This window comes from Flavobacterium sp. CSZ (assembly GCF_015350725.1).
GTDB lineage: Bacteria > Bacteroidota > Bacteroidia > Flavobacteriales > Flavobacteriaceae > Flavobacterium.
The window spans coordinates 78,282-103,722 of record NZ_JADKPQ010000007.1 but is presented as its reverse complement, the minus strand read 5'-3'; the positions used below and the strand labels follow the sequence as shown (position 1 = coordinate 103,722).

The 25,441-nt window shown below is 34.4% G+C and carries 20 protein-coding genes; 5 read left to right on the top strand and 15 right to left on the bottom strand.

From position 1 onward, the window contains the following. Positions 1 to 92: 92 nt before the first annotated feature. From IRZ78_RS09840 to IRZ78_RS09830, 3 genes are all read right to left on the bottom strand, one after another. Complete coding sequence (locus tag IRZ78_RS09840) at positions 93 to 2,189, bottom strand: thioredoxin family protein (protein ID WP_194616367.1); 2,097 nt, start codon at positions 2,187 to 2,189, stop codon at positions 93 to 95. Beyond that, positions 2,179 to 3,498, bottom strand: coding sequence for a tRNA lysidine(34) synthetase TilS (tilS, locus tag IRZ78_RS09835; protein WP_194616366.1), 1,320 nt, complete (start codon positions 3,496 to 3,498; stop codon positions 2,179 to 2,181). The genes IRZ78_RS09840 and tilS overlap by 11 nt, the downstream gene beginning before the upstream one ends. A gap of 278 nt (positions 3,499 to 3,776) precedes the next feature. Then, a complete protein-coding gene (locus IRZ78_RS09830; protein ID WP_194616365.1) occupies positions 3,777 to 5,075 on the bottom strand; it encodes an anthranilate synthase component I family protein in 1,299 nt (432 codons plus the stop codon). A 186-nt stretch (positions 5,076 to 5,261) separates the two neighbouring features. Here IRZ78_RS09830 and IRZ78_RS09825 point away from each other — a divergent pair, with 186 nt between their 5' ends. Then, entirely contained in the window at positions 5,262 to 6,158 is an 897-nt protein-coding gene (locus tag IRZ78_RS09825; RefSeq protein ID WP_194616364.1) for a DUF4349 domain-containing protein, read from the top strand. A 208-nt stretch (positions 6,159 to 6,366) separates the two neighbouring features. Beyond that, positions 6,367 to 6,741: a DoxX family membrane protein gene (locus IRZ78_RS09820; RefSeq protein ID WP_194616363.1), complete on the top strand. Its 375-nt coding sequence runs from the start codon at positions 6,367 to 6,369 to the stop codon at positions 6,739 to 6,741. A 91-nt stretch (positions 6,742 to 6,832) separates the two neighbouring features. Here the strand turns inward: IRZ78_RS09820 and IRZ78_RS09815 are convergent, their stop codons facing one another. The 3 genes from IRZ78_RS09815 to IRZ78_RS09805 form a co-directional block, all read right to left on the bottom strand. Beyond that, positions 6,833 to 7,375 carry a lipocalin family protein gene (locus IRZ78_RS09815; protein WP_194616362.1) on the bottom strand — a complete coding sequence of 181 codons (543 nt, stop codon included), beginning with the start codon at positions 7,373 to 7,375 and terminating at the stop codon, positions 6,833 to 6,835. Positions 7,376 to 7,537: 162 nt separating this feature from the next. After that, positions 7,538 to 8,941, bottom strand: coding sequence for a dihydrolipoyl dehydrogenase (gene lpdA, locus IRZ78_RS09810; RefSeq protein ID WP_194616361.1), 1,404 nt, complete (start codon positions 8,939 to 8,941; stop codon positions 7,538 to 7,540). A 269-nt stretch (positions 8,942 to 9,210) separates the two neighbouring features. After that, positions 9,211 to 9,669, bottom strand: a complete 459-nt coding sequence (locus IRZ78_RS09805; protein ID WP_194616360.1) for an Lrp/AsnC family transcriptional regulator — start codon at positions 9,667 to 9,669, stop codon at positions 9,211 to 9,213. 356 nt (positions 9,670 to 10,025) lie between these two features. Between IRZ78_RS09805 and IRZ78_RS09800 the strand changes: the two genes are divergently transcribed. Further along, positions 10,026 to 11,228 carry an aminotransferase class I/II-fold pyridoxal phosphate-dependent enzyme gene (locus tag IRZ78_RS09800; RefSeq protein WP_194616359.1) on the top strand — a complete coding sequence of 401 codons (1,203 nt, stop codon included), beginning with the start codon at positions 10,026 to 10,028 and terminating at the stop codon, positions 11,226 to 11,228. Positions 11,229 to 11,427: 199 nt separating this feature from the next. Here the strand turns inward: IRZ78_RS09800 and IRZ78_RS09795 are convergent, their stop codons facing one another. Both IRZ78_RS09795 and IRZ78_RS09790 read right to left on the bottom strand, forming a co-directional pair. Then, complete coding sequence (locus tag IRZ78_RS09795) at positions 11,428 to 13,362, bottom strand: amino acid permease (protein WP_194616358.1); 1,935 nt, start codon at positions 13,360 to 13,362, stop codon at positions 11,428 to 11,430. Positions 13,363 to 13,587: 225 nt separating this feature from the next. Further along, the gene (locus IRZ78_RS09790) at positions 13,588 to 16,494 is read right to left on the bottom strand and encodes an FAD-binding and (Fe-S)-binding domain-containing protein (protein ID WP_194616357.1); all 2,907 of its coding nucleotides are present in this window, start codon (positions 16,492 to 16,494) and stop codon (positions 13,588 to 13,590) included. A 364-nt stretch (positions 16,495 to 16,858) separates the two neighbouring features. Between IRZ78_RS09790 and IRZ78_RS09785 the strand changes: the two genes are divergently transcribed. Continuing rightward, positions 16,859 to 17,506, top strand: coding sequence for a mechanosensitive ion channel domain-containing protein (locus tag IRZ78_RS09785; protein WP_228520427.1), 648 nt, complete (start codon positions 16,859 to 16,861; stop codon positions 17,504 to 17,506). 353 nt (positions 17,507 to 17,859) lie between these two features. Here the strand turns inward: IRZ78_RS09785 and IRZ78_RS09780 are convergent, their stop codons facing one another. From IRZ78_RS09780 to IRZ78_RS09770, 3 genes are all read right to left on the bottom strand, one after another. Further along, positions 17,860 to 18,081, bottom strand: a complete 222-nt coding sequence (locus IRZ78_RS09780) for a hypothetical protein (protein ID WP_194616355.1) — start codon at positions 18,079 to 18,081, stop codon at positions 17,860 to 17,862. A 208-nt stretch (positions 18,082 to 18,289) separates the two neighbouring features. Beyond that, positions 18,290 to 18,739: a hypothetical protein gene (locus tag IRZ78_RS09775; RefSeq protein ID WP_194616354.1), complete on the bottom strand. Its 450-nt coding sequence runs from the start codon at positions 18,737 to 18,739 to the stop codon at positions 18,290 to 18,292. 195 nt (positions 18,740 to 18,934) lie between these two features. Further along, positions 18,935 to 19,075: a hypothetical protein gene (locus IRZ78_RS09770; RefSeq protein WP_194616353.1), complete on the bottom strand. Its 141-nt coding sequence runs from the start codon at positions 19,073 to 19,075 to the stop codon at positions 18,935 to 18,937. A gap of 61 nt (positions 19,076 to 19,136) precedes the next feature. On the opposite strand from IRZ78_RS09770, the gene IRZ78_RS26410 reads away from it, so the two are divergent. Further along, a complete protein-coding gene (locus IRZ78_RS26410) occupies positions 19,137 to 19,538 on the top strand; it encodes a hypothetical protein (RefSeq protein ID WP_347349821.1) in 402 nt (133 codons plus the stop codon). Positions 19,539 to 19,608: 70 nt separating this feature from the next. On the opposite strand, the gene IRZ78_RS09760 is transcribed toward IRZ78_RS26410, so the two are convergent. From IRZ78_RS09760 to IRZ78_RS09745, 4 genes are all read right to left on the bottom strand, one after another. Then, complete coding sequence (locus tag IRZ78_RS09760; RefSeq protein ID WP_194616352.1) at positions 19,609 to 20,148, bottom strand: hypothetical protein; 540 nt, start codon at positions 20,146 to 20,148, stop codon at positions 19,609 to 19,611. Between the two features lie 22 nt (positions 20,149 to 20,170). Further along, the gene (locus IRZ78_RS09755; RefSeq protein ID WP_194616351.1) at positions 20,171 to 23,440 is read right to left on the bottom strand and encodes a DEAD/DEAH box helicase family protein; all 3,270 of its coding nucleotides are present in this window, start codon (positions 23,438 to 23,440) and stop codon (positions 20,171 to 20,173) included. A gap of 231 nt (positions 23,441 to 23,671) precedes the next feature. Then, complete coding sequence (locus IRZ78_RS09750) at positions 23,672 to 24,628, bottom strand: DUF3137 domain-containing protein (protein ID WP_194616350.1); 957 nt, start codon at positions 24,626 to 24,628, stop codon at positions 23,672 to 23,674. Beyond that, positions 24,628 to 25,185, bottom strand: a complete 558-nt coding sequence (locus IRZ78_RS09745; protein WP_194616349.1) for a LemA family protein — start codon at positions 25,183 to 25,185, stop codon at positions 24,628 to 24,630. Before IRZ78_RS09745 ends, IRZ78_RS09750 begins: the two co-directional genes overlap by 1 nt. Positions 25,186 to 25,441 lie beyond the last annotated feature (256 nt).

Here is a 25,441-nt window from a genome sequence, read left to right as displayed (position 1 = left end):
AGTTTTTTTACCCAGAGTGCTTTTTATTTTGAATTAATTCAACCTTGTCATTATAATTTCAGATCTATCTTCTATATTCTAAAAAACAAATTCTATTTAAAATTCCCAATTCCTTCTTTGAGCCAATGCAAATATTCATCAGCATTTACATAACTAATAGTTGGTTTTGAAGTGTTTAAATTCTTGCCTTCTAAATCAGTGATAATGTATAATGGCTGTGTATTGGTTTTATATTTTGAGATCATAAAATCAGTCCATTTATCACCAACAGTAATGATTTTATCTCCGGATGTTGTTACAAATTGTTCTTCTTTTGGCAACTCGCGTTTATCATCTACATAAAGGGAGATCAAAACAACATCATTTTTAAGAATAGGTAAAATAGTTGGCTCAGACCAAACATTGTTTTCCATTTTTCTACAATTCACACAAGCATAGCCGGTGAAATCAAGCATAATTGGTTTGTTGATTGATTTTGCATAAGCCAGTCCATCTTCATAATCATGGAAAACCATAATACCATGCGGTCCTAATTCAGCCCCATCAGGCAATCCTTTTATAGACTCGGCAGTTCCGCCTGAATTACCAGAACCTCCTACTCCAAACGGACTTTCGCTATATTGCGGTGGTGGTGGGAAAGCGCTGATCAATTTTAATGGTGCTCCCCAAAGACCCGGAATTAAATATACTGTAAATACTAATGTAAGTAATCCTAAATACAATCTTCCAACCGAAATATGTTGTAGGGGACTATCGTGAGGCAAAGTAATTTTTCCAAATAAATATAAAGTCAAGGCTGCAAAAATGGCAATCCAGATTGCGATAAAAACTTCCCTTTCTAATAAATGCAACTGCAAAACTAAATCGGCATTTGATAAAAATTTAAATGCTAAGGCCAATTCTAAGAATCCTAAAACTACTTTTACAGTATTGAGCCATCCGCCGGATTTTGGCAGAGAATTCAACCAACCCGGAAACATTGCAAACAACATAAAGGGTAAAGCCAATGCTAAAGAAAATCCTAACATCCCTACAACGGGAGCAATTCCTCCGTTTGAAGCTGCTTCAACCAATAATGTCCCTACAATTGGCCCTGTACAAGAAAATGATACAATTGCCAAGGCCAAAGCCATAAACAATATTCCGATTATTCCGCCTCTGTCTGCTTGCTGATCTACTTTATTTCCCCATGAATTTGGCAGCATAATTTCGAAAGCCCCCAAAAATGAAGTAGCAAAAATGATCAATATAATAAAGAAGATTAAGTTAAACCAAACATCTGTAGATAAAGCATTTAATGCATCTGCACCAAATATTTTAGTTACAATTAATCCTAAAATAACATAAATAGCAATAATGGAAAGTCCGTAAAAAATAGCGTTTCTGATTCCCTTTGCCCTGCTTTTACTTTGTTTGGTAAAAAAACTTACCGTCATTGGAATCATTGGGAAAACACAAGGTGTGAGCAAGGCTGCAAATCCTGATATAAAAGCAATAAAAAAGATAGACCATAAACTTCTTGCCGGAGCTGGCCCGGGAACATCTTCTTTGGCAGAAGAAGCATCATCAACAGCCACTTTAGCAGTTTCGGTTTTCTGCGGTTCAATTGTAGGCTTTACTGTATCAACAGCTAGACCTTCTACTTTAGTTTCATCTTTTTTTACTTCTGCCACACTGGCAACTGCATCCATTTTAAATGTTGAGGGAATTGCAATGGAGAATTTTTTATTGGAATTGATACAAACTTCTTTACAAACCTGAAAATCAAACTCAACATCAACGGTTTTTAAATTCGGATTTATGATGGTGATTTCCTGTTCGATATGTGCCTTACCTTCAAAGAAAGTTTCGTTTACTCCAAAAACATCATTAAAAGCTGTTCTTGTTTTACCTTCTTTAGCCTTGCCAACTAAAGTATAGTTCCCTTTTTGATTTTTAAATGCAATCTCCAGCGCAAGAGGCCCACCCTCCGGCGTGAATTGCGAATACATATGCCAGTCTTTTTCAATTGTTCCATCAAAAATTAAAACGGCGTTATTTCCTGATTTTTTTTCAATTTTAGAAGTCCATTTTACCGGTTCCAGGATTTGCGCATTTCCTTTTGCAAAAGCAAAAAACAGGAAAAATATGATGATTTTATTCCAAACACTTTTCGACATTATCGTTTGATGGTATTGATTAAAGTTCATTATCTAATTCTATTTTAAGTATTTTATTTGTGGCATTTTCAATTTTAAAACGTTCATCCTGTCTGATTCCAACAACCCATACAATCTGATTATCTGAAGACAAAATCCACGTTTTTTCTTTTTCGATCAGCGATAATTTCTCATCTTTAAAAAGCTTACTTACTTTTTTCGACTTTCCGTTCATCCCAAAAGGTTGAAAAATATCTCCCTGATTCCATTTACGTAAAACAAGAGGAAACTGGATTTTTTCAGCGTCCACAAAGATAGCTTTATTTGAATCTATTGTTATGTGACTAACGTTACAAAGCTTTAATTTTAAGGGAAAATTAACTTCTTTATCGTTTGCAAAAATTTCAAATTCTTCCTTTTCTGACATTTCAGAAATAGGTGATAAAATCAACGTATCTCTGTTTTTTAGTAAGCGAAATTCTGCCGAAAGCACTTGTTTTCCGGATTGCCCATCAACCAAATCATAAATATCATTCCAGGCCAAAAAACCAAATTCGTTCAGCCACTGGTATAAATACGATTTATAATTGGGTAATTTTTTAAGCTGATTTAGATCAAAATGAATATCGTCACCCTGCTCTTTGGCAATTTGCTGATAAATCATAATCGAAGCATCTTCAACCATTTCCTGCGACTGCTGCAAATAGGATTGTGTTTTCTGAAAAGCATTCAAAAAATTAGGGTTGATTTCCTTGAGCATCGGCACCAAATCGTGGCGAATCTTATTTCGAAGATATTTATTTGATGCATTACTACTGTCTTCCCGCCATTCTATATTATTATCTTCAGCATATTTCAGGATCTCTTCTCTGGAAAAAGGCAAAAGCGGACGAATAATACGATCGTTTTGTTGGGGAATTCCGGTTAAGCCTTCTAATCCTGTGCCGCGGGTAAGATTGATAATAAAGGTTTCCAGATTATCATCGGCATGATGTGCCGTTAAGATATAATCGAAATTCTCTTTTTCTAAAAGTTCATAGAACCAACTGTAACGCAATTCACGTGCTGCAACTTGTGTCGACAATTTATAATCTTTAGCAAAAGCCTCGGTATCAAACTGTGTGGTATAAATAGGAATATTGTTCTGATCACAATAGGCCTGAATAAAACTCTGATCGCCAAAACTTTCTAATCCACGAAGCTGAAAATTACAATGTAAAACCGCAATTTCATACGGCAATTGCTTGAGTAAATAAAATAAAACCATACTATCCAATCCTCCGCTAACAGCAAGAAAAAGTTTTTTATCTCCCAGAAATGGAAATCTTGAAATGATATGATTTTGAAATTTTGAAAACATTCGATAAATGTAAAAAATTAAATTCGATCTATTTTTAAATGAATTGTTAAGCGTATGTTTTTTGCCACGAATTGCATGAATTAGCACGAATTATTTCTTTTCTGCCACACATCAAAAAGATTAGCACAGATTCTCTATATGGACTCAAGCAGATTTAAAAAGATTTAAAGGTAGATTAATTTTACAAAAATCTAAATTAAACCTGTTTTGATCTGCTCCCAATAGTTATGGACTGCATGAAAAAAAATCATTTTAACCCTTTAATCTCTGGCTAACTTTTACTTCAAAACTTCGTGCATCGCTTTCGCCTTCAACAAACATTCTTCGTATTCGTTTTCCGGAATTGATTGTGCTGTAATGGCACTTCCCACAGAAAATGAAACGTATTTATTTTCCTGGTTGTACAAAATACTTCTAATTACAACATTAAAATCAAAATCGCCTTCAGGGGTAAAATACCCTATCGATCCGCTATACAAACCTCGTTTGGTTTCTTCGAGATTTTCGATAATATTCATAACCGAAATCTTTGGAGCGCCCGTCATACTTCCCATTGGAAAAGTAGTTCTTAAAACATCTATTGGCGAATATTGAGGATCTAGTTTTGAAGTTATCGTGGAAATCATTTGATGCACTTGCAAAAACGAATAGATTTTACAAAGTTCTACCACCTCAACGGAGCCTCTTTGAGCTGTGTGTGATAGATCATTGCGCACTAAATCTGTAATCATGATATTCTCGGCACGCTCTTTTGAGTCTGACTCCAGAAACTGTTTTGATCTTTCGTCTTGGACAGGATCTGTAAATCGTTTCGAGGTTCCTTTTATGGGTTGGGAAATCAAGGTATCTCCTACTCGTTTTAAATATCTTTCAGGCGAGGCAGAAAGTAAAAATTGTTTGTAATTTTTAAAGAAAACCGAAAATGGCGCCTGTGATATTTTATTTAGTTTCTGAAATTTTTCAAGCGGATTTATAATCGCGTTTTCAGCATAAAATTCCATACAAAAATTCGCTTCGTACATATCTCCCTTATGAATATGGTCGAGCATTTTTGTTACTTTTTCGACATAAGATTCTTTTGAAATTCTTTGTTTCACTTCACCGCCCGTTTCAACTCCGCTTAGGGTGATAAAAGAATCATTTTGAGTTTGAACAATTTCTTGAAAATCATCTTCAAGCTCATCATCACAAAGTAATAAATATTGAATTTCAAGCTGATTTCCTTTCAATAAAAAAATCTTTTTGGGTTGAAAGAAAAACAGATCCGGAAAATTTAAACCATCAAAATTGGAAGATTTTAACTCTTCAAGATCATTCTTTAAATCATAGGTAAGATAACCAAAAAGCCAGTCTTTGGTCGTTTGCTGATATTGTTTTAAATCGTCGAAAGCGTTATGAAAATCAGTTTTTAAAGACGTAAAAGCATCCACAGCCAACACGCAATCAAAACTGGAATATTCTTGCGGATAAGAATTGCTATCCAAAAAAACTACTTCGCGAAATTGTTGCGACCAGCTTAAAAGTTGTTGTTTAAAGTGCCCTGGATTTGAAATATGTTTATGAATGGAAACTCTCAAAAAAGTATAATTTTTAGATTTCAAAATTACGACAAAAAAAATCCTTCAATAAAATAATACTCAAAAAATATTGGCACACTTTTTAGTACACCGAATTAAGACTTATTAACTAAACAGATTTTTAACATAAAATCAAAATTAATAATTCTAAAAAACATTATTTATTAATAAAATTTTAAAACCTTTATGAAAACAATTGCAAAATTATCATTGACCTCTGTAGTAATCATTGCATTACTATTTTCTTGTAAGAAAGCTGATAACTCTTCGTATGGAGAATCAGCCGATATGAGTGTTTCAGCAGATAGCACTGCTGTTTCATCGTCGGCGGCGGTAGTCGATAAAAACAGTAAGCAAAAATTTATTCGAACTGCCGATATTAAATTCAAGGTAAAGAATGTCGTCAAGTCTACCTATGCAATTGAAAACGCAACTCAAAAATTTGGAGGTTTTGTAACTTATACCAATTTACAAAGTAATATTCACGATCAAATTAAAACCAAAATCAGTCAGGATAGTACCCTTGAAACCACCAAATACACGGTCGAGAATAACATTACGATTCGCGTTCCTAACACCCAGCTTGATACTGTTATAAAAACTATTGCCAAACAGATTGATTTTCTTGACTTTAGAGTCATCAAAGCCGATGATGTGTCGTTGAAATTATTATCGAATCAGCTTTCGCAAAAAAGAAGCGCTTCAACCGAAAAAAGAGTTGAAAATGCAATTGATGCTAAAGGCAAAAAACTAAATGATGTTATTGAAGCCGAAAATACCCTGGCCAACCAAAAAGAAGCTAGCGATAGCAGAATTATTGATAATTTATCTCTAAAAGATCAGGTTAATTTTAGCACTATTACTTTGCAGCTTTATCAAAATGAAACCATTAGACAAGAGACAATGGCAAGTGAGAAAAACAGCAATGCTTACAAGCCAAATTTAAGCCTGCAGATTCTTGATTCGCTTAAAAATGGCTGGTATATTCTCGAATCAGTTTTTGTTTTCTTAATTAATCTTTGGCCATTTATTTTAATTGGTTTAGGCGGATTTTTTCTTTACAAAAAATACGCAAAGAAATAAGAAAAGTGTTAATAAATTAGCGATTTGATAATGAAAAATTCGCTATATTTGATATAGCATTAAATTAAATACAATTTACAGTTATAATGATTATTGAATCCTCAATAAAATAACAATAAAAACAGATTTTCATTTTATTAAGGAATTCAGATTTAAGATGTTTATCAGCAATTAAATTATATATTTTAACCTTATTAAATCTAGTATTATGAAAATCGCTACCATTATTGTCCGCGTTTTAATTGGTCTTTTGTTGCTTTTTGCTTCTATAAGTTATTTCTTTCATCTAGCACCTGAACCGGAAACAACAGGAAACTTTAAAGCTTTTAATGTTGGTTTAATGGCCTCAACCTATATTATGCCTTTAGCAAAGTCGATTGAATTGCTTTGCGGAATTGCTTTTGTAACGGGGCGTTATGTAACACTGGCCAATATTTTGATCTTACCCATTACGGTAAACATTTTGTTTATCAATTATTTTTTAGCCCCTGAGGGTTTACCAATTGCGGTTTTATTGTTCCTGGCTAACTTATTTTTGATCTACAGATATTGGGATAATTATAAATCAGTTTTTACCAGATAATCCAGTTTACTTTTAAAACAAACAAACAAACCCGATACTTTTTTGAGTACCGGGTTTCTTATTTAATAAAGACTCAACGTTATAATCTCTATTAATTTGTCTTATTGTGTTCTGTCCAAACCAGATCAGTGACCTTATATCCAATTTCCTGAGCCTTGATAAGGTAATCCGCTTTTATACTCTCTGGCATAGTGGTTTCTCGAGAGAGTATCCACATGTATTTTAAGTTTTCACCTGCAACAAGTGCGTACTTGTAATTTTCATCAACAGCAATTACATTATATCCTGCATAAAAAGGACCAAAAAATGAGACCTTAAGCATACCAATATTGTCTTTTTTGACAAACTTGGCCTTTCCTATGCTTTCTTCCCATTTGTCTTTTTTGACATTATAGCCCTTATTATCTACTCTTATCGTTCCGTTATCGTTTAGAGAATATTCCGCCGTGACGTTGTTCAGATCTTTTTCATACTTAAAATCCAGCCTGGCTATTTCGTACCATTTTCCTAAATATTTCGATTTATCAAAATTAGTTACTGCTTTTGCCTTTTGCGGAATTTTTGCTCCACAGGAATAAAGTGCAAGTGCTACTCCTGCCCCCAGGATAACCGGAGCTATATATCTATTTCTCATAACATTATCTTTTAGACCTGTAAAGATAAGCCGAAATCAAAACAATTGTTTTACAGAATTATAATTGCTTTTTACATTTTTACAAACCTTTAAATAAATCTATCATAAAACAAAACCGCCAGTTCCCAAGAAGCTGGCGGTTTAAATATAATTTAACGCAGATTATACGTGTAAAGCTCTATTATCTGTAGCGGCCAATGCTGCTTCTTTTACTGCTTCGGCAAAAGTTGGATGCGCATGGCTCATTCTTGAAATATCTTCAGCAGAAGCTTTGAACTCCATTGCTGTAACTGCCTCAGCAATTAAATCTGCTGTACGCGCTCCAATCATGTGAACTCCCAAAACCTCATCTGTTTTAGCATCAGCGATGATTTTCACAAATCCGTCAAGATCTCCACTTGCTCTTGCACGACCTAATGCTTTGAAAGGAAAACTTCCTACCTTGTATTGAGTTCCTGAAGCTTTAACCTGCTCTTCAGTTTGTCCAACTGCAGCAACTTCCGGCCAAGTGTATACTACACCAGGAATTAAGTTATAATCGATATGTGGTTTTTGACCCGCTAAGATTTCAGCAACCATAGTTCCTTCTTCTTCTGCTTTATGTGCCAGCATTGCTCCACGAACAACATCGCCAATTGCATAAATATTTGGAACATTAGTCTGTAAATGATCGTTTACTTCTACTTGTCCTCTATCTGAAATTTTTACTCCTGCTTTATCAGCGTTTAATCCGTCTGTGTAAGGACGACGACCAACAGAAACTAATGAATAATCTCCTTCAAGAGTGATTGTTTCTCCTTTTGCATTTTCAGCCTGAACAACAACCGCATCACCGTTTCTTTCCACTGATTTTACCTTGTGAGAAACATAGAATTTCATTCCTTGTTTTTTCAATACCTTAGTCAATTCTTTAGACAATGAACTATCCATTCCAGGAATGATTCTGTCCATGAACTCCACTACAGAAACCTGAGCCCCTAAACGAAGGTAAACTTGTCCTAGCTCGATTCCGATAACTCCACCACCAATGATTACTAAATGTTTTGGAACTTCTTTTAAAGCCAAAGCCTCAGTGGAGGTGATAATTCTTTCTTTGTCGATTTTGATAAATGGCAAAGAAGATGGTTTTGAACCTGTAGCAATTACAGCGTATTTAGTCTCGATAGTTTCTGATGTTCCGTCAGCTTTAGCAACTGCAATGTGCGTTGCGTCTACAAAAGAACCTAAACCATTGAAAACAGTGATTTTATTTTTATCCATCAAGTAGTTGATTCCACCTACGGTTTGATCTACAACGGCTTGTTTACGCGCGATCATTTTCTCTAAATTGATTTTTACATCACCGGAAACTTCAATTCCGTGATCTGCAAAATGTGCAATTTCGGCATAATGATGAGAAGAAGATAATAATGCTTTTGAAGGAATACAACCTACGTTAAGGCAGGTTCCCCCAAGAGAGTTATACTTTTCTACAATTGCTGTTTTGAAACCTAATTGTGCGCAACGAATTGCTGATACATATCCGCCAGGACCTGAACCTATAATGACTACGTCAAATGAACTCATAGTTTGTAAATTTTATTTTTAGCGATACAAAATTAAGCAATAAAGTTTTGTTTAAAGTTTAAATCTCAATGTTTTTTGCGTGAAATTTTGGGTTGAGAATTTGCCCGCAATGACGCCAAGATGCAAAAGTTTTTTTTGGATTGGACATTTTATCGTAAAGCTTACAAAGATCTGGAGAGGTTGGCAAAACTGAGTCTGGACTTTTTCTGCCAAAGTAAAGAACCCAAAGTAAAGCAAGATCAAACACGAAACAAAAACATTTGAGGCTTCTAAAACCCGATGATGGTAGAATTTTTTACCTCACTAATCATAAACATGCTTTGGGTACTTCCAATATGCTGTAAAGAGGTTAGTTTGGTGACCAGAAATTCCCTGTATTCTTCCATGTCTTTTACTAAGACTTTCAAAATATAATCGTAATCACCACTCACGTGGTGACATTCTAAAACTTCATGGAGTTTGATGACTTCACTTTCGAATTTGGTTAGAAATTCTTTGGTGTGCTGAATGAGTTTTAGATGACAGAAAACCACAAATCCTTTATCTATTTTGGTTTTATCTACTAATGCTACATAATTTTTTATTATACCTTCCCGCTCTAACTTTTTAATTCTTTCATAAACAGCCGTAACCGATAGATTGAGTTTTAAGGACAATTCTTTAGTTGTCTTTTTACTATCGCTTTGCAGTAAGACCAGGAGTTTTTTATCGGTGGGGTCTAATATCATAGTCTTTTTTTTGCTTATCCTTTTTTTGTGCAGGTGAAAGAAAATCTAATGAGTTATACTTTCGGAATCAAATTTAGATTAAAAATCTCTATAAATCTACATTTATAGTTTTAAAACCTAATTATAAGCTATATAGTTGATTATTTTTCACAATAAACGTTATTTTGAATAGAATTTATTTTGAAAATAAGTGCTCCTGACCTGATAGAAGTGGAAATCATTTTGCGTGGGGCTTCCATGCAAAAGATTACTTTGCCGGTTCGCTGTTGCTCGCCCAGAACAGATACCAGAAAATAGGTCCTGAAAATTGCAATGATAATGATAAAAAACAATAAAATATCAACTCAACAACTATTATGGAAAATTTTAACCCAGCAGACAAAATTCAGGATCTGCAATACTTTGGCGAATTTGGAGGGGTGAATCCTTCTATATCTGATTCTTCGACTTATACTTTTCTTTCGGCCAAAACCATGTTCGATACTTTTGAGGGGAATATGGAAGGATGTTATTTGTATTCTCGCCATTCCTCGCCGAGTAACTTATATCTGGATCAGGCTTTGGCAGCAATGGAAGGCACCGAAACGGCAAATGTTTCAGCCTCAGGGATGGGCGCGATCACCCCTACTCTATTACAGCTTTGTGGTGCGGGAGATCACATCGTATCGAGCAGAACAATTTATGGTGGTACGTATGCTTTTTTAAAGAATTTCACGCCTCGCTTCGGGATTGAAACGAGTTTTGTAGACATCACAAAACTCGATGTTGTAGAAGCTGCAATTAGTACAAAAACTAAAGTTTTGTATTGCGAGACTGTTAGTAATCCGTTACTCGAAGTGGCTGACATTGCCGGCTTGGCAAAGATTGCTAAAAAGCATAATTTGAAACTGGTGGTCGATAACACCTTCTCGCCATTGTCTGTTTCTCCTGCTAAATTAGGAGCGGATATTGTCATTCACAGTTTGACCAAATACATTAACGGAAGTAGCGATACAGTTGGTGGGGTGACTTGCGCATCAAAGGAATTTATCAATTCACTTAAAAATGTAAATTCCGGAGCAAGTATGCTTCTGGGACCAACTATGGATAGTTTACGATCGGCCTCTGTGATGAAAAATCTGCGCACCCTTCATATCCGTATCAAACAGCACAGTCATAACGCGCATGTTCTGGCGGATAAATTCGAAAAAGACGGACTTAAAACGGTTTATCCGGGATTAAAAAGTCATCCAAGCCATGAATTATACAAAACGATGATTAATCCCGAGTATGGTTTTGGAGGAATGATGACAATTGATGTTGGTACTTTGGCTAAAGCCAATGAATTAATGGAATTAATGCAAGCCAGAAACCTAGGTTATCTCGCGGTCAGTTTAGGTTTTTATAAAACACTATTCAGCGCGCCTGGAACCTCGACCTCTAGTGAGATTCCTCTAGAGGAACAACATGAAATGGGATTAACCGATGGCTTGATTCGTTTTTCAATTGGGCTGGATAACGATATTGAACGTACATATGAAATGATGAAGGCCTGTATGGTGGAGCTTGGGGTTTTATAGGGGGGATTTCGCAGAGATTTACCAAGATTATTTCATGTAGATTTTATTTAGCTAAAAAATCAAAAATTAAATTTGATTTAATCTGCATAATGCTACGTGAAAAAAAATATTTTTTAATCCATTATTGGCAATGAAAAATAAAAGCCGTTCTGAGAATTACTTTTCAGAACGGCTTTTTCTATTTGTACTTTACAAGCATCTATGCTTCTGCAGGGAAATTAAGTTTACTGTTTTTTCTACTATAGGTAAAGTAAATCACAAGCCCGATGAGCAACCAGATGGTGAAATAAATCCAGTTCCAAACGCTTAGCTCAGCCATCATGTAAAGACAACATATAAGCCCTAAAAGGGGAATTAAAGACAAGTTTTTTCTGAATGCCCAAATGGATAATCCTACCAAAACAAATAAGAAAATCCACATTGGGATTTTGTGTTTAAATAAACTAAAACCTGATTCGTATTTTAAAGAATCGTTAATAGGCAATCCTTTTACAACCTGAGCATATTTGGCATCGTTGTCCTGATACTGACTCAATAAATGTTCTAAATCGGTCGTTTTTGCAGTTTTATTATCTATATCGATACTTTGTAAATAATTGAAAACTTTTGCTGATTGTTCTTTATCCAAAGAGGTAATAATTGTGGTTGCATCGTTTGTTTGCGCATCATTATTAATAAAAGCCATTGTAGCTTTACTGTTAAATGCGAAAGCATAATACAATCCGGCGATCATTAAAACAGGCAAAATAAATTTTGAATTGATATAAGGTGTTTTGAATTTACCTCTTGGAATCTCTGGTTTGTTTTGTAAAACCAAAACTCCTGCGCAAACCAGTACAAAGGCAAATAATGTCCCAATACTACATAAATCGGTAACCATGGTAAGATTCAAAAACAAGGCCGGTACTGCCACTACAAAACCAGTTACAATTGTTGCAAATGATGGTGTTTTGAATTTTGGGTGCACGGTAGAGAATTTCTTTGGCAATAAACCATCACGGCTCATACTCATCCAGATACGAGGCTGCCCCATCTGAAAAACCAAAAGAACGCTCGCCATAGCCACTACAGCACTAACGGCTATAATTCCTGACATCCATTTTAGGTTTAGTTTATCGAAAACAAACGCCAGAGGATCTCCAACATTTAATTCGTTATAGCGTACCATCCCGGTTAAAACCAGAGCAATAGCAATATATAAGATCGTACAAATAATGATCGCCCACATCATACCACGTGGTAAATCACGTTGCGGATTTTTACATTCTTCGGCAGTTGTTGAAATAGCATCAAAACCAATATAAGCAAAGAAAACAGCCGAAACTCCTTTTAAAACTCCACTTACTCCATTTGGCGCAAAAGGATCCCAATTGGCTGTATCTACATAAAACACACCAACGGCAATTACTAAAAGTACTATGCAAAGCTTTACAATCACCATTAAGTTACTCGCGTTACGAGATTCCTTCATACCTCTATAGACCAAGGCCGTAATTAAAACAATGATAAACAATGCTGGTAAATCAGCCACGAAATGAAAAGAACCAATAGTTGGCGCTGTTGTCCAGGCAGTATGTGCTGTCTGTAATGAAGCGCTTAAATTATCAAAAGATTTCCCGCTTTGCATCAGAGCTTCTGCATCTGCAAAACCAGTTGAAGCCGTGAGATAATCCATCTGTATCCATTGCGGGAGATGAATTCCCCCACTCTGGAGAAGTCCGGTAAAATAATCACTCCACGATATGGCGACCGTTATATTTCCCACGGCATATTCCATGATTAGAGCCCAGCCAATTATCCATGCGATTAATTCTCCAAAAGCAACATATGAGTAGGTATAGGCACTTCCTGAAACAGGAACCATTGAGGCGAATTCAGCGTATGCAAAAGCCGCAAAACTACAGGCCAATGCAGTAAATAAAAATAAAAAGATTACCGCCGGACCGCCATCTGCGCTGGCTTTTCCGATAGTACTAAAAATTCCTGCCCCTACAATAGCAGCAATCCCAAAAGCAGTTAGATCTTTGGTCGTTAAATGTTTTCCTAATGCATTATGACCGTCTGCTTCGTTTTTTGCAACTTGTTTCAGAATATCTTGTACCGTTTTTTTTCGGAATAAACCTGATAATGCCATATATGGTTTTGCTTTTAAAATTAATTTAACTCGGTCTTTGCGGTTTTATTTTGCAAATAATGCAAAAAATATCCTGATTTCAAATATATAAAACCATTTTGTTTTATTGTGAATTATTTTTTTGCCAGAGATTAGAATCATTTAGGGAGCATATTTTAATTAATTTAATCTGCTAACCTCTGGCAAAAGTTTTACATCTTGGCGAACTCTCTGCACTTAAACCTCTCACTTCAGAGAGCTTCTTAAAATACTTACCGGATGCTGCGCTTCTCTGCTTGTACCGTCAAAAATTTGATGGCGACAGCTGGTTCCCGCCGCGGCAATTTTTACGTCTTGACCAGTAGCGCGAACCTTTGGAAATAGCGTATCTTCCCCCATTTGCATACTTACCTTGTAATGTTCTTTTTCATAACCAAAAGATCCCGCCATTCCACAACATCCCGAATTGTAAATCGTAACAGTATTATTGGTTGGTAAATTTAGCATTGCGAAAGTTGCTTCAACAGAACTCAATGATTTCTGATGGCAATGTCCGTGAATTTTGATCTCTTTTTTTTCTTCTGAGAAAGAATCCGGTTTTATTTTTCCCTCGATGATTTCTTTTTTAAAGAATTCTTCGATCGTAAAAGCGCTTTGAGCAACTTTTTCAGCCGCTTCTTTATTATCTGCCAAACGCAAATATTCGTCTCTAAAAGTCAAAATTGCCGAAGGTTCTATCCCAATTAAAGGCACTTTTGCCGAAATTAGATCTTTAAAAATATTGATATTGATATTGGCAATCTTCTTGGCTTCTTCCAGAAATCCTTTCGATAAATAAGTCCTTCCGCTTTCTTCATGGTTCACGACCAAAACTTGGTAACCTAATTTGGTCAATAGTTCGAAAGCATCAATCCCGATATTCACATCATAATAATTGGTAAATTCATCATTAAACAAGTACACTTGTCCATTAGGGAAATTATTTTGCTCTGGTTTATGATTCTCGTACCATTTCTTGAAAGTCTTTCTCGCCAAAAGCGGTACTTGTCTTTGCGGCGCAATTCCCATGCTTTTCTTTACAAGGGACTGATTGGAAATGAAATTGGTAATCAAGGGAAACTTACTTCCCATTTTATTTAGTTTTGCGTTATGGGCAAAAATCTTATTTCGGGTCGAGAACCCGTTTGCTTTTTGGTATTGGTATAGAAATTCCGCCTTTAGGGTTGCCACATCCACATTACTGGGACATTCACTCGCACAGGCTTTACAGCTCACACACAACTCAAAAACTTCGTAAAGTTCTTTCTGGTCGAATTTATTTTCTTTCTCAGAATAGGTCAAATATTCGCGCAATGCATTGGCTCTGGCGCGCGTGGTTTCTTTTTCGTTTTTAGTGGCGCGATAACTCGGGCACATCGCTCCTCCCGCCGATGGCAATTTTCTGCAATCTCCCGATCCGTTGCATTTTTCGGCAGCGCGCAAAATTCCTAAACTGTCTGAGAAATCCTGAAATGTTTTAATATCGGGCTCTACCCTTCCTGAAACCACACGATGGTTTTCATCCATTTTCAAGGCGTTTACAATCTTGCCAATATTGAAAACCGAATTCGGGTCAAAGGCCAATTTGATTCTTTTGAGCAATTCGTAATTAGTCTGACCAATCATAAAGGGAATAAATTCTCCGCGCACAATTCCATCCCCGTGTTCCCCACTCAACGAACCTCTGTATTTTTTGACCAAAATCGCCACATCGGTTGCAATGGTTCTAAAGAGTTTTAAGTCAGATGTTTTCTTCAAATTCAAAACCGGACGCAAATGCAGTTCTCCCGCCCCAGCATGCGCGTAGTAAATGGCGCCTTGCCCGTGACGCAGCATCATGGCTGAAAACTCCGCAATATAAGCCGGTAAATCACTCAGCTCAACTGCTGTATCTTCTATAGAATCAGCTGCTTTATCATCCCCCACAATACTTCCTAAAAGTCCAAGGCCGGCTTTTCTAAGTTCGTTTACTTTTTCGATATCCGCGCCGTAAATCTTTACAAGGGCATAACCAAAGTTATTTTTCTCCAAATCAGCTACCAAAGCATTCGCTTGCCTTTCGGCATCTTGCGGATCGTGCGAAGCCACTTCAAACATCATAATCGCTTTTGGTTCTCCAACCAAAAAGAATCTGTTTTTAATGTGTTCTCGACTTGTTTTGGTACAATCTAAAATCGTATCATCAATCATCTCGCAAGTATACAAATGATGTTTCATCGCTACCACAACAGATTCCAGCGACTGCTGAATGCTATGATAATGCGCCACTACCATAATATTATTAGCCGGCGGTAAATCATCAACTTTTAAGGTAATTTCGGTTGTAAATACTAAAGTTCCTTCGCTTCCGCAAAGTAATTTCCCAACATTTATTGTCGGTTCCGTTCCTCCAAATAAATCCGATTTCAGTAAAATATCAACCGCGTAACCCGTATTTCGCCTGTGAATTTCCGGTTTTGGAAACTCTTTTATAATTTCGTCCTGCGTTGCTTTAAGAGAAAGTTCATCATAAAGACTTTTATATATTTTATTTTCTAAAGTATCACCTTTGGTTTTCTCGATAAATTCAGCCGAAGTCAGTTCATTAAAAACTACCTGAGATCCATCGCTCAAAAGTCCTTTGATCTCTACAATTTTATCGCGTGTAACACCATATCTGATCGATGTTGTCCCCGATGAATTATTCCCAACCATTCCCCCAATCATACAACGGTTTGTAGTCGAAGTATTAGGACCAAAAAATACGCCGTGAGGTTTCAGAAATAAATTCAGTTCATCGCGAATCACACCGGGCTGAACCGTAACTGTTTTTTTTATTGGGTCAAAATTCAGGATTTTGGTAAAGTTTTTCGAAACATCCACCACAATTCCCTCACCAACTGTTTGTCCGGCAAGCGAAGTTCCAGCCGTTCTTGGCGTAATGGATAGATGATGCTGGGCGGCAAACCTGATTAGTTTACTAATATCTTGAATCGTTTTAGGCACGGCAACTGCTTTAGGTCTTATCCGGTATACCGAGGCATCGGTCGAATAAAGCGTTTTATGAAGATCATCATATAAAAGTGCGCCTTCGAGCGTACCGGCGAATTGCTCTAACTGAGATTGGGTCAACATGTAAATGGTCCGTTTTAAAAAAAATATTTCCTCAAAAACTGAGACAACAAATATAAATATATAGCATGGTAAAATGGTACAAATTGGCAATTTATGTAATCGCTTCCCTTGTATTTTATAAAATTAAAGCCTAATGCTGTAAAACGCCGAAATACCCAAATCACTAATTTTAAGATTTTACATTTTTACGCCTTTTACAATTATGGAAAATTTTCTGCAAGACGTCCTCAAACATTTAGAAACCTACTATTACAGCATTGTCGATTTAACTCCTAAATTTATTCTGGCCGTCGCCGTAATTCTGGTCTCCTGGTTTATCGCCACCCGCGTAGGTATTTTTGCTGGAAATCGACTCAAGGTGCGAATGCACGACCGACTTTTGGCCACTTTTATTGCGCGCCTGATAAAATCTGTCCTTATTATTATTGGCGTTCTGATCATGTTCAAGATTATTGGTCTTGACGGAATCGCGCAAAGTATGCTTGCCGGCGCCGGAATCTCGGCTTTCGTGATTGGTTTTGCCCTTAAGGATATTGGCGAGAATTTCCTTGCCGGAATTCTGCTCGCCTTCAAACGTCCGTTTTCCATTGGTGATATTATCGAAAGCAACGGGGTAAAAGGCGAAGTCATCAACCTTAATCTTCGTGATACCGAAGTTAAAAGCGACTCGAAAATCATTTATATACCCAACGCACTTTTAATAAAAAACACCCTTATCAATTACAACAGCGCCGGATTTCTCCTGCAGACTTTTACCGTAGGACTCGAATTTGGTTCTGATTATAATCGTGCCATCGAACTTGTAAAAGAAGTCCTCGAGCGCAACGACGAGGTAACCGACAAAGAGCATAACGATTCGGCTATAATTACCGATGTCACCGCCGGCGTCGCCCAACTCAACATTCGCTACTGGGTGCAAACCGGCACCGCAACCAACAAAGCCGAAAACCGCTCCAAAATTATTTCTGAAGTGCTAAATTCTTTAAAAGAAAATGGATTTGTCTTGAAATAGTTTTTTTTTAAGGGCCGAAGGTTCAAAGTAGCAAAGGGACAGAGGTTTCTTCTCTACACGATTGTCATCCTGGGCGAAGTCGAATGCTTTTGAAAACAAAACTCAAACCAAAAACGCAAAATTGGAGTTTGGAATTTTAATAGGGAGCTATTTCCTGCTATCCGTTCCACACAAGCGAAAGCGAACTGACAAAGTAATCTTTTGTGTCCGCCGCGGCGGACACAAAAGGATTTCCACTTCTATCAAGGTTAGGACTGTAGGTTTTACAAGAAGTTTTGTTGTAAAATAATTGACACGAAATAGTTATCCAGCAATGCCCTCATTCAACATTTACAATCCCTACTTACAGCACTTTAATTTGATTTGTTGACAGTGTAAATTCCGCCCACAAGTAAAATGACGCCCAGCCCTAAATAAAGGTATCCCTGTTGTTTACCGGATTCGTTTGACGCATTAATTTTTAGTCCTAATAAATTGATTTCTTTTGTATTATCAGCTATTTTGTTGATACCTATATATCCCACACCGAGACTAATAATGATTAGAATTATTCCTATTATTTTTGATGAATTCATGTTTTTTGAATTTAATTGTTTCTCTAATTTAAGAAAAATATTTTTCAATCAGATTATAATATTCATTTTATCCTAATTGATTAGCGAAATATGGAGTAGTAAATCTATGTCTTCTTGTGGTGCTCGATTGCATCGCGTAACCGCTCTGCGAAGCAAAATTTCACGTTTCGAGGAGACTTCGCAGAGCTGGGATTTTTTACTTCTTATCTCATTTGCATGTAAATGGTGGCAGTACCTCAGAAAAAGTACCATATAATTCACCACCTCTATCTTTAAAATCCTTTATACTAGGATGATTACACATAATAAAACTATCTAAATAAAGTCTGGTAAGTTTGCTATTTGGATCTACAATAATGACATTATTACGCAGATTATTCTTACAATTAAGTTCTGTTAATCCCTTGTTTCGTCTAACGTCTAAAACAGCTAGTCGATTAGCGGGACAATAAATTTTTCTTAAAACTTCATTGTTGCTTAATTGAATACCCGTAATTGAATTGGCATAGCATAAAAGTTCTTTTAAATTAATGTTTTTACTAACATCAAGAGTAATGAGTTTATTATTACTACAATCAAGTTTTATTAAATTTGTATTCTTACTTACATCAAGATTCGTAAGCAGATTATACCCACAATAAAGATTTGTTAAAGCCAAATTTTTACTTACATCAAGAATTATAAGCTGGTTATCAATACAATCAAGTTTCTTTAAAGAATTAAAATACTCAATACCTGATAAAGTAGATATTTTTTAATTTCTAATACTCATTATCTCATCGTAAGAAACAACAGAAGGATGATTTGAAATAAATTTACCATCAGGAGTAAAAGCCAGGGGTACTATTTTTTTTTAATAAAGTTTAAAGTTTGCATCTGGTATTTCCCCATAAATAGGTACTGCATTACTCTTTTCGTAACAACTATAAGCTAAATAGCTTCCTGTTATTACTATAAAAATCATGGCAATACGAATCAAAACTCTATTTTTCATTATTTGATTTATTTAAATATTCTCTTTTGTAAAAATAACGTTTTATACTTACCATCAGATAATGTTTTCTCCCATTAACAATATTCTTGTTTTTCTGAATGTAATATTTTTCTTATTTAAAATATTTTTTTGCCCTTACGGTATTGGTGGCAGTATTGGAAACAACCGCAACGCACTTTGTGGCGCAGCACACCCTAGCTGTGCGGGTTCTTTTCCTAAACACAAAGATTATGAGTACCAACACCTTTCAAAAGAATCCGAAATCCGGTTAAGATTTTTTTTCAACCATACCGTTGAGCCAGAACAATTGGCAAAAGCGCTTAGGCAGGTAAATTTTATCCTCGCTTTGGAAACCATGCGGGAAGATAAAACCCTTCAACACGAAATTATCAAATTAGAAACCAGCTTTTATTGGCTCAATGAATTAGCCGAGATCTTAAATCCTTATTTGGATGTGGAGTAATTGCTAAATAATCATTTTTACAAAAAAACTCGATCTTAAAAAGTCGAGGTTTTCTGTTTAATTATTCAGATTATTGTTTTCCAATAAGTGGATTGATACGATTTCTTAAATTACTTTCTATTACTGGAATTATAGCATCATAATTTTTTAAATCAAGATTTATTACGCTAATTTTAAAAATTTCCTTTTTCATATTTTCTCTTGCCAAAAGTTTCATTGCAAAGGTTGTTTTGCTTAAATCTTTATATATATGACCATGTAATCTTGATTTAATATTCTTAGATTTACCTATGTAGAGAGGAATCCATTCTAGCAATTCACTGTGAGCCTTTATCCTTTTTAGCTTAAAATTAGGAGTAAACTTCCTTAGATATTCCTTGTCCTCCCATCTAAATTTAAAATCATTTACCCAGTCTTCAAATATTGGAAAATTATCATTATTCTTTACCTCAATTAAATAAATACCAGAATGAGATAATATTTCCCATGGGATATTTGCAAGCCTGTCATTTAATTCAAATTGACAGACTTCTGTAAAATAGAGTTCGTCTGTAAATACATTAATGAGTTCAAGTTGTTTTGTTATTTCTTCATCAATTATTTTTATCATGTGTTTGTTTCTTAAATAAATTTTAGAGTTCTGATCCTATAACTTTTAATTTAATTCCTGATGTTATTTCTAGGTGATTTGAAGTTACATACAAAAGCTTTAAAACACTAGGAGTTACTGTTTTTTTATTAATTCCAGGTTGGACAAGAAAAATCTGAATCTCCAAAGGCTTTTTTCTCATATCATTACATATCTCATCAATTAAATCGATGCTACCTTTTAAAATTCTTGTTTTATTTATTCTTGTCTTTAAATTTTCTCTTCTATTAAAATGATTTTTAAAAAAATTATAATCTTTATATTTCCAATTAATAGATTTCTGAACTTGACCACATAGCTGATATAAGTTTAACTTTTCTAAATCATTTGTTGGAACGGCTTGTAATTGATTTTTTCCCTTATTAACAAATTTTATATGGTACAAATTCAAATAAACTTTATCTACATCATTTTTTAAAGTTACTAAATCTGCCATTTCACCGCTATCATCATCATTATAAATTATATCCCAATCTTCATTTTTTAGTAATTGAAATAAATTATATTGTATAGAATCCTTTATAAAATTATTTTCATTAAATCCCATCGATTCCTTTGCTAAATCCACTCCTTGCCAATCAAACGAAATAATTTGCTCTTTTGGAAAATCTAAAATTTCTTCATTAAATTTTATATATCGATTTCCAAAAAGTGTTGAATTTTCGATAAATCCAATTTGCGGAACATAATCTCCATTAAAATAATCAAGTAAAGAACTTGGTTCGTTAGTACCCTTAATTATAAATACATCTAATGTGGAATTTTTTTCTATTTTAAATCCTTCATTATTTATAATTAATTTAAAACTTATTATTTCTTTTGGAGTTATTAATTCAAAAACTATATCCCCAACTTCACTTGGATTTTTAATTTGTAATTCACAGTCCCATAAATTATATAAGACACCTGAAATCTTCAATGCATATTTCTTATCAATTTCCTTATAATGCAGAGGGCTCCAATCTATAAAATAAGGTATTGAATCTGGCCTTTTTTCTATAATTTCAGGTTCAAGTGTGTCTAAAACTTCATTTGCATCTATATCTGGATTAATCAATTTATCACCTACGCTTTCACACCATTTTGTAAGTTCTTTTAGATTCCCTCTAAGATATGACCAAATTTTACCTTTCTTCGATGCACCAAAAGAAACCTTTTCTCCATTTTCAAATCCAACTCCGAAAATATTATTTTTAGTACCTGAATCTAATTCTTTTTTTGTTATAGCTGATCGCAAATTACTTCCAAAATAAGATTGAAAACTTTTATCTTTTCCAGGAGTCATTCTCATTCCAACACTAAATAGTAATAATCTTTTTACGTTGTGAAATATCTTAAACACATCAGATTCTGCAATTTTCACATATCCGTCAACAAAAATTTTATCAACTAAGAAATTAAAACTATCTCTCTTTACTGAGGAATGAATAAAAAGTAAATTACTTAGAGGCTCATAATGGATAACCATTAAGTGCCAATCAAAATTTTGAAATTCCTTAAAACTACCCCATTCAACGTTCAATTCTTTACCTAATAAAATCACTAAAGTTCTTTCATCTTCATTATATGAAATAAATCTATGTTGATAATCATCAAAATCTTCCTTTGTAATTACGTTTAGTTTTTTGAATGAAGTTTTTGAATTTTTATAAACTAATGTACTAAATGCAGGATTGATATTTTGAAATGGAATATTTGATTCTTCAATATTATTAAACCCCGATAAGAATTCACTAAAATCTATCTGATCTTGAGTTGCAATTTGATTTAAATCTGGCAAAATAGTATTCCAATTAGATTCTTTATTATAAAGCAGATCTATCCCCTCTTCAATCCCTTCCTGTCTTAAATTAGCAATAAACGAAGCATTTCCTAAATTAATTGAATTACTAACCCTTGTAAATCTCCCTATAAATTGTAATGTTATGGGCAAACTTTTTCTTATATCATGTAATGCCGCAATTTTTAATTCAGGTAAATCAAAACCTTCTCCCAACATATCAACACAGACAATTATCTTATGTTTTCTTTTTTTTATATTTTCCAAAACAGTTTTTCGACTCAGAACACCAGAGTGAATAACTACAGGATTAAATTCTGCATAACTTTCATATAATTTAAAAACTTCATCAGCTCTTCCATTTGTTCGACACCGCGCCATTAAAAAGTGATCTAGTTTTTTAACATCTCTATCTTCTTTTAATTTTTCAACAGCTTTTAATGCAATACTTTTATCTGCAAGATCTCTATCATATTCTCTAACTGGTATAAAATCAATTTTCTGAAAATATCCTTGTTCCTGAGCGTCTTTCATTGAAAAATTATAAATAAATTTTCCGGAAAGTCGCTCCCCATCATATCTAAAAGGTGTTGCTGTAAATTGTATTATTTTACCTTTATCAAAATAATCAATTACCCTGTTCCATTGCTTTGCTTTTGAGTGGTGAGCTTCATCAACAAATAAATGAGAACATAAATTTGCTATAATTTTAATATCATCATTTGGGATATTTGAAATCAAACTCATAGTTGAGACTACAACATTACATTTTGCAAAAAAATCCTTTAGTTCCTTTAAATTTTTTATTCCTTTATCTAATATTCCTACTTTTGGATATAAACTAGTCTCAGAAACGATACCAAACTTCTTTAAAACACCAAGTGAAATAAACTTTTCAGAAAGTTGAGTTCGTAAAGAATCGGACGGAACAATTACTAAAAGTTTTTCACATTTATTTGCAACTAATACCGAAAGCATAGTTTCAGTCTTTCCTGTTCCTGTTGGCAACACAACAATACCTGCGTCTTTCGAATTTGTGAAGTGCCCCAAAATATTATGTATTGCTCCAAGCTGTGGCTTGCGTAATCCCCCTTGCTCTTTTTTACTATTGTCTAATTGAGAAATTTCATCATTCTTATAGACAAAACTATCTTCCCAAGAAGCACATACTATTTTTGGATCAAAATCTAAATCTTTTGGATGCTTTAACCATTTTTTTATAAATAGCTTTTTATTTTTTAAATTTTCCTCTGTAGGAGCACTATCAGATAATAAAACAAACGTTGCATCAGTAGAAAATATATCTTTATTTCCTGTAATACAATATTGATTATTTTCATAATTGAATGTGACATAACTTCTATTAATTTCAGTTAGATCAACTTCAATTTCTCTTTGAATATCTTTTAAATGAATAATAGAATTGTTATAAACTTTTATTCTTTCTTTTAGCTCAGGTAATATTATCTTCATATTATTTATATCTAATTAGTAAAAAAGTTAAGTTAACCCAAAATCAAATTTAATCATCTGATTTACTACGTTTTTACGGAAAACCTTTTTTTGCAAAAAAAAAATACATTTATCAAAAATATCAATTAACAATTCTAAAAAGCCAAGTATTTATACCTGATTATTTCAAAACAAAACCGCCTAATAAATCAAATTTTATTAGACGGTTTAAAATATTTTATAAAAAGAAATCTACCCCTTCCCCCAAATCCTCGTATTCAAATCCAGTTCCTGAACAATATCATGCATAAACTGAACAATCGAAAGATCATCGGTAAGTAAATCGGGCACTAAAAGCGACGTATGTATAGGCGCTTCGAAGTAATTGTTGCTTAACGGGAAAGCGATATACATTTTAGAACTTATAAACGAGATCGAAATCGTTTCGTCGGATTTATTGTTTAGGTCCAAAATTCTTTCCATCATGGCGGGCGTTAAGATATATCTTGCCTCTATTTGATTTCTGGAATAGGTAACAAACTGATTGTCGAAATTGGTGTTTTCTAACTGTACAATTTCGGTATTTCCAAAACTAAAAACATTTTTAGAAAACCATGCACTAACCGTATTTCCAAAGCTTTTTGGGCGAACAACCGTCGAGACTGTAAAGTTTTTATTAAAATCGGCTACAAAAATAATTCCTTTAAAAATGGTGTGCCATTCGGTACGGGTTCCATTTTTGGTTTGCGTTTCTGTTTTATATTCGGCGTGAACTTCGGCAAACGAGAAAGAAGTTTTATCGACCGTTCCACTTATTAAATCCTGTGTTTTATAGCGATCCGGTTCTGTTGTAAAAAGGTCAGAATCTATAAATTCATATTCCGGAAGTCCGCTTTGAGGTACAAAAGTGAGACTGTCATTGATCTTTTTTAATGCTGTTGCTACAACATTGGTTTTATATGCTGTTTTGTATTTTCGGGCATCACCATCAATCTGAAAAAGCATTACAATACCCACAATTATTGGAATTAAACTCAGTATAATGGCCACAGTCGCGGCTCCTACAAGCAAACCGCCCACGATAAGCAATGCTGCAATGCCAAATACGGTATAACAAACGGTGTAAGTCGAGGCAATTTTTTTACGGTCGACTTCTAATGTATTCAAAACCTCCTCAAAGGCCGTATTATTACTAATTTCTGAATCCATTAACTATTAAAAAGCTCTTTTGCACTGATATTTTTACGCTCTTCTTCGGCTGTTGCCAAAACTGCAATTGGGGTATAACTAAGCATTCCGGCAAATAAATTACCCGGAAACATCATAATAGCATTATTAAAATCTGTTACCACAGCATTATAAGTTCTTCTGGCAGCCGCTATTTGCTCTTCGCTTTCTGTCCAGGTAGTTTGCAAATTAGTAAAGCTTGCGTTTGCTTTTAGATCAGGATAATTTTCAACATTTACCATTAAACCTCTTACTGTTGTACTCAATTCAGCATCAAGACTGGCTTTTTCGGTATCGCTAACAGAACCGGAAGTTGCTTTGGCACGAAGCTCAACGATTTTAGTTAAAGTACTTTGTTCATAATCTGTATATTGTTTTACGATTTCAACAAGATTCGGAATTAAATCAAAACGTTTTTTCAGCATTACATCAATTGCCGAAAAAGCATTCGTTACCTGATTTCTTTTTCCGATAAGGGAATTATAATAAAATATCCATAAAAAGATAAAGAGGATAAGGATAGGTAAAATAACAAACATGAATTTTAGTTTTAATTGGTTGAGTTCAAATATAAATAAAAAACAAAATGATTCTTTTTTATTTTTATGCGTTGACATCAATTTTACTAAAGCAAGAAAAAACACTTCGCCAGACTTTAAAAAACTTTTCGGCATCAGATTTGCTTGCAGTTTATCCTGTTTATGGCATAAAATACTGAAACCCAAATAGCGAAATTCACGGTTAAATTTTACTTTGTAAACCCAGTCATTATTTTTCAGTACAGCATAAAGTATA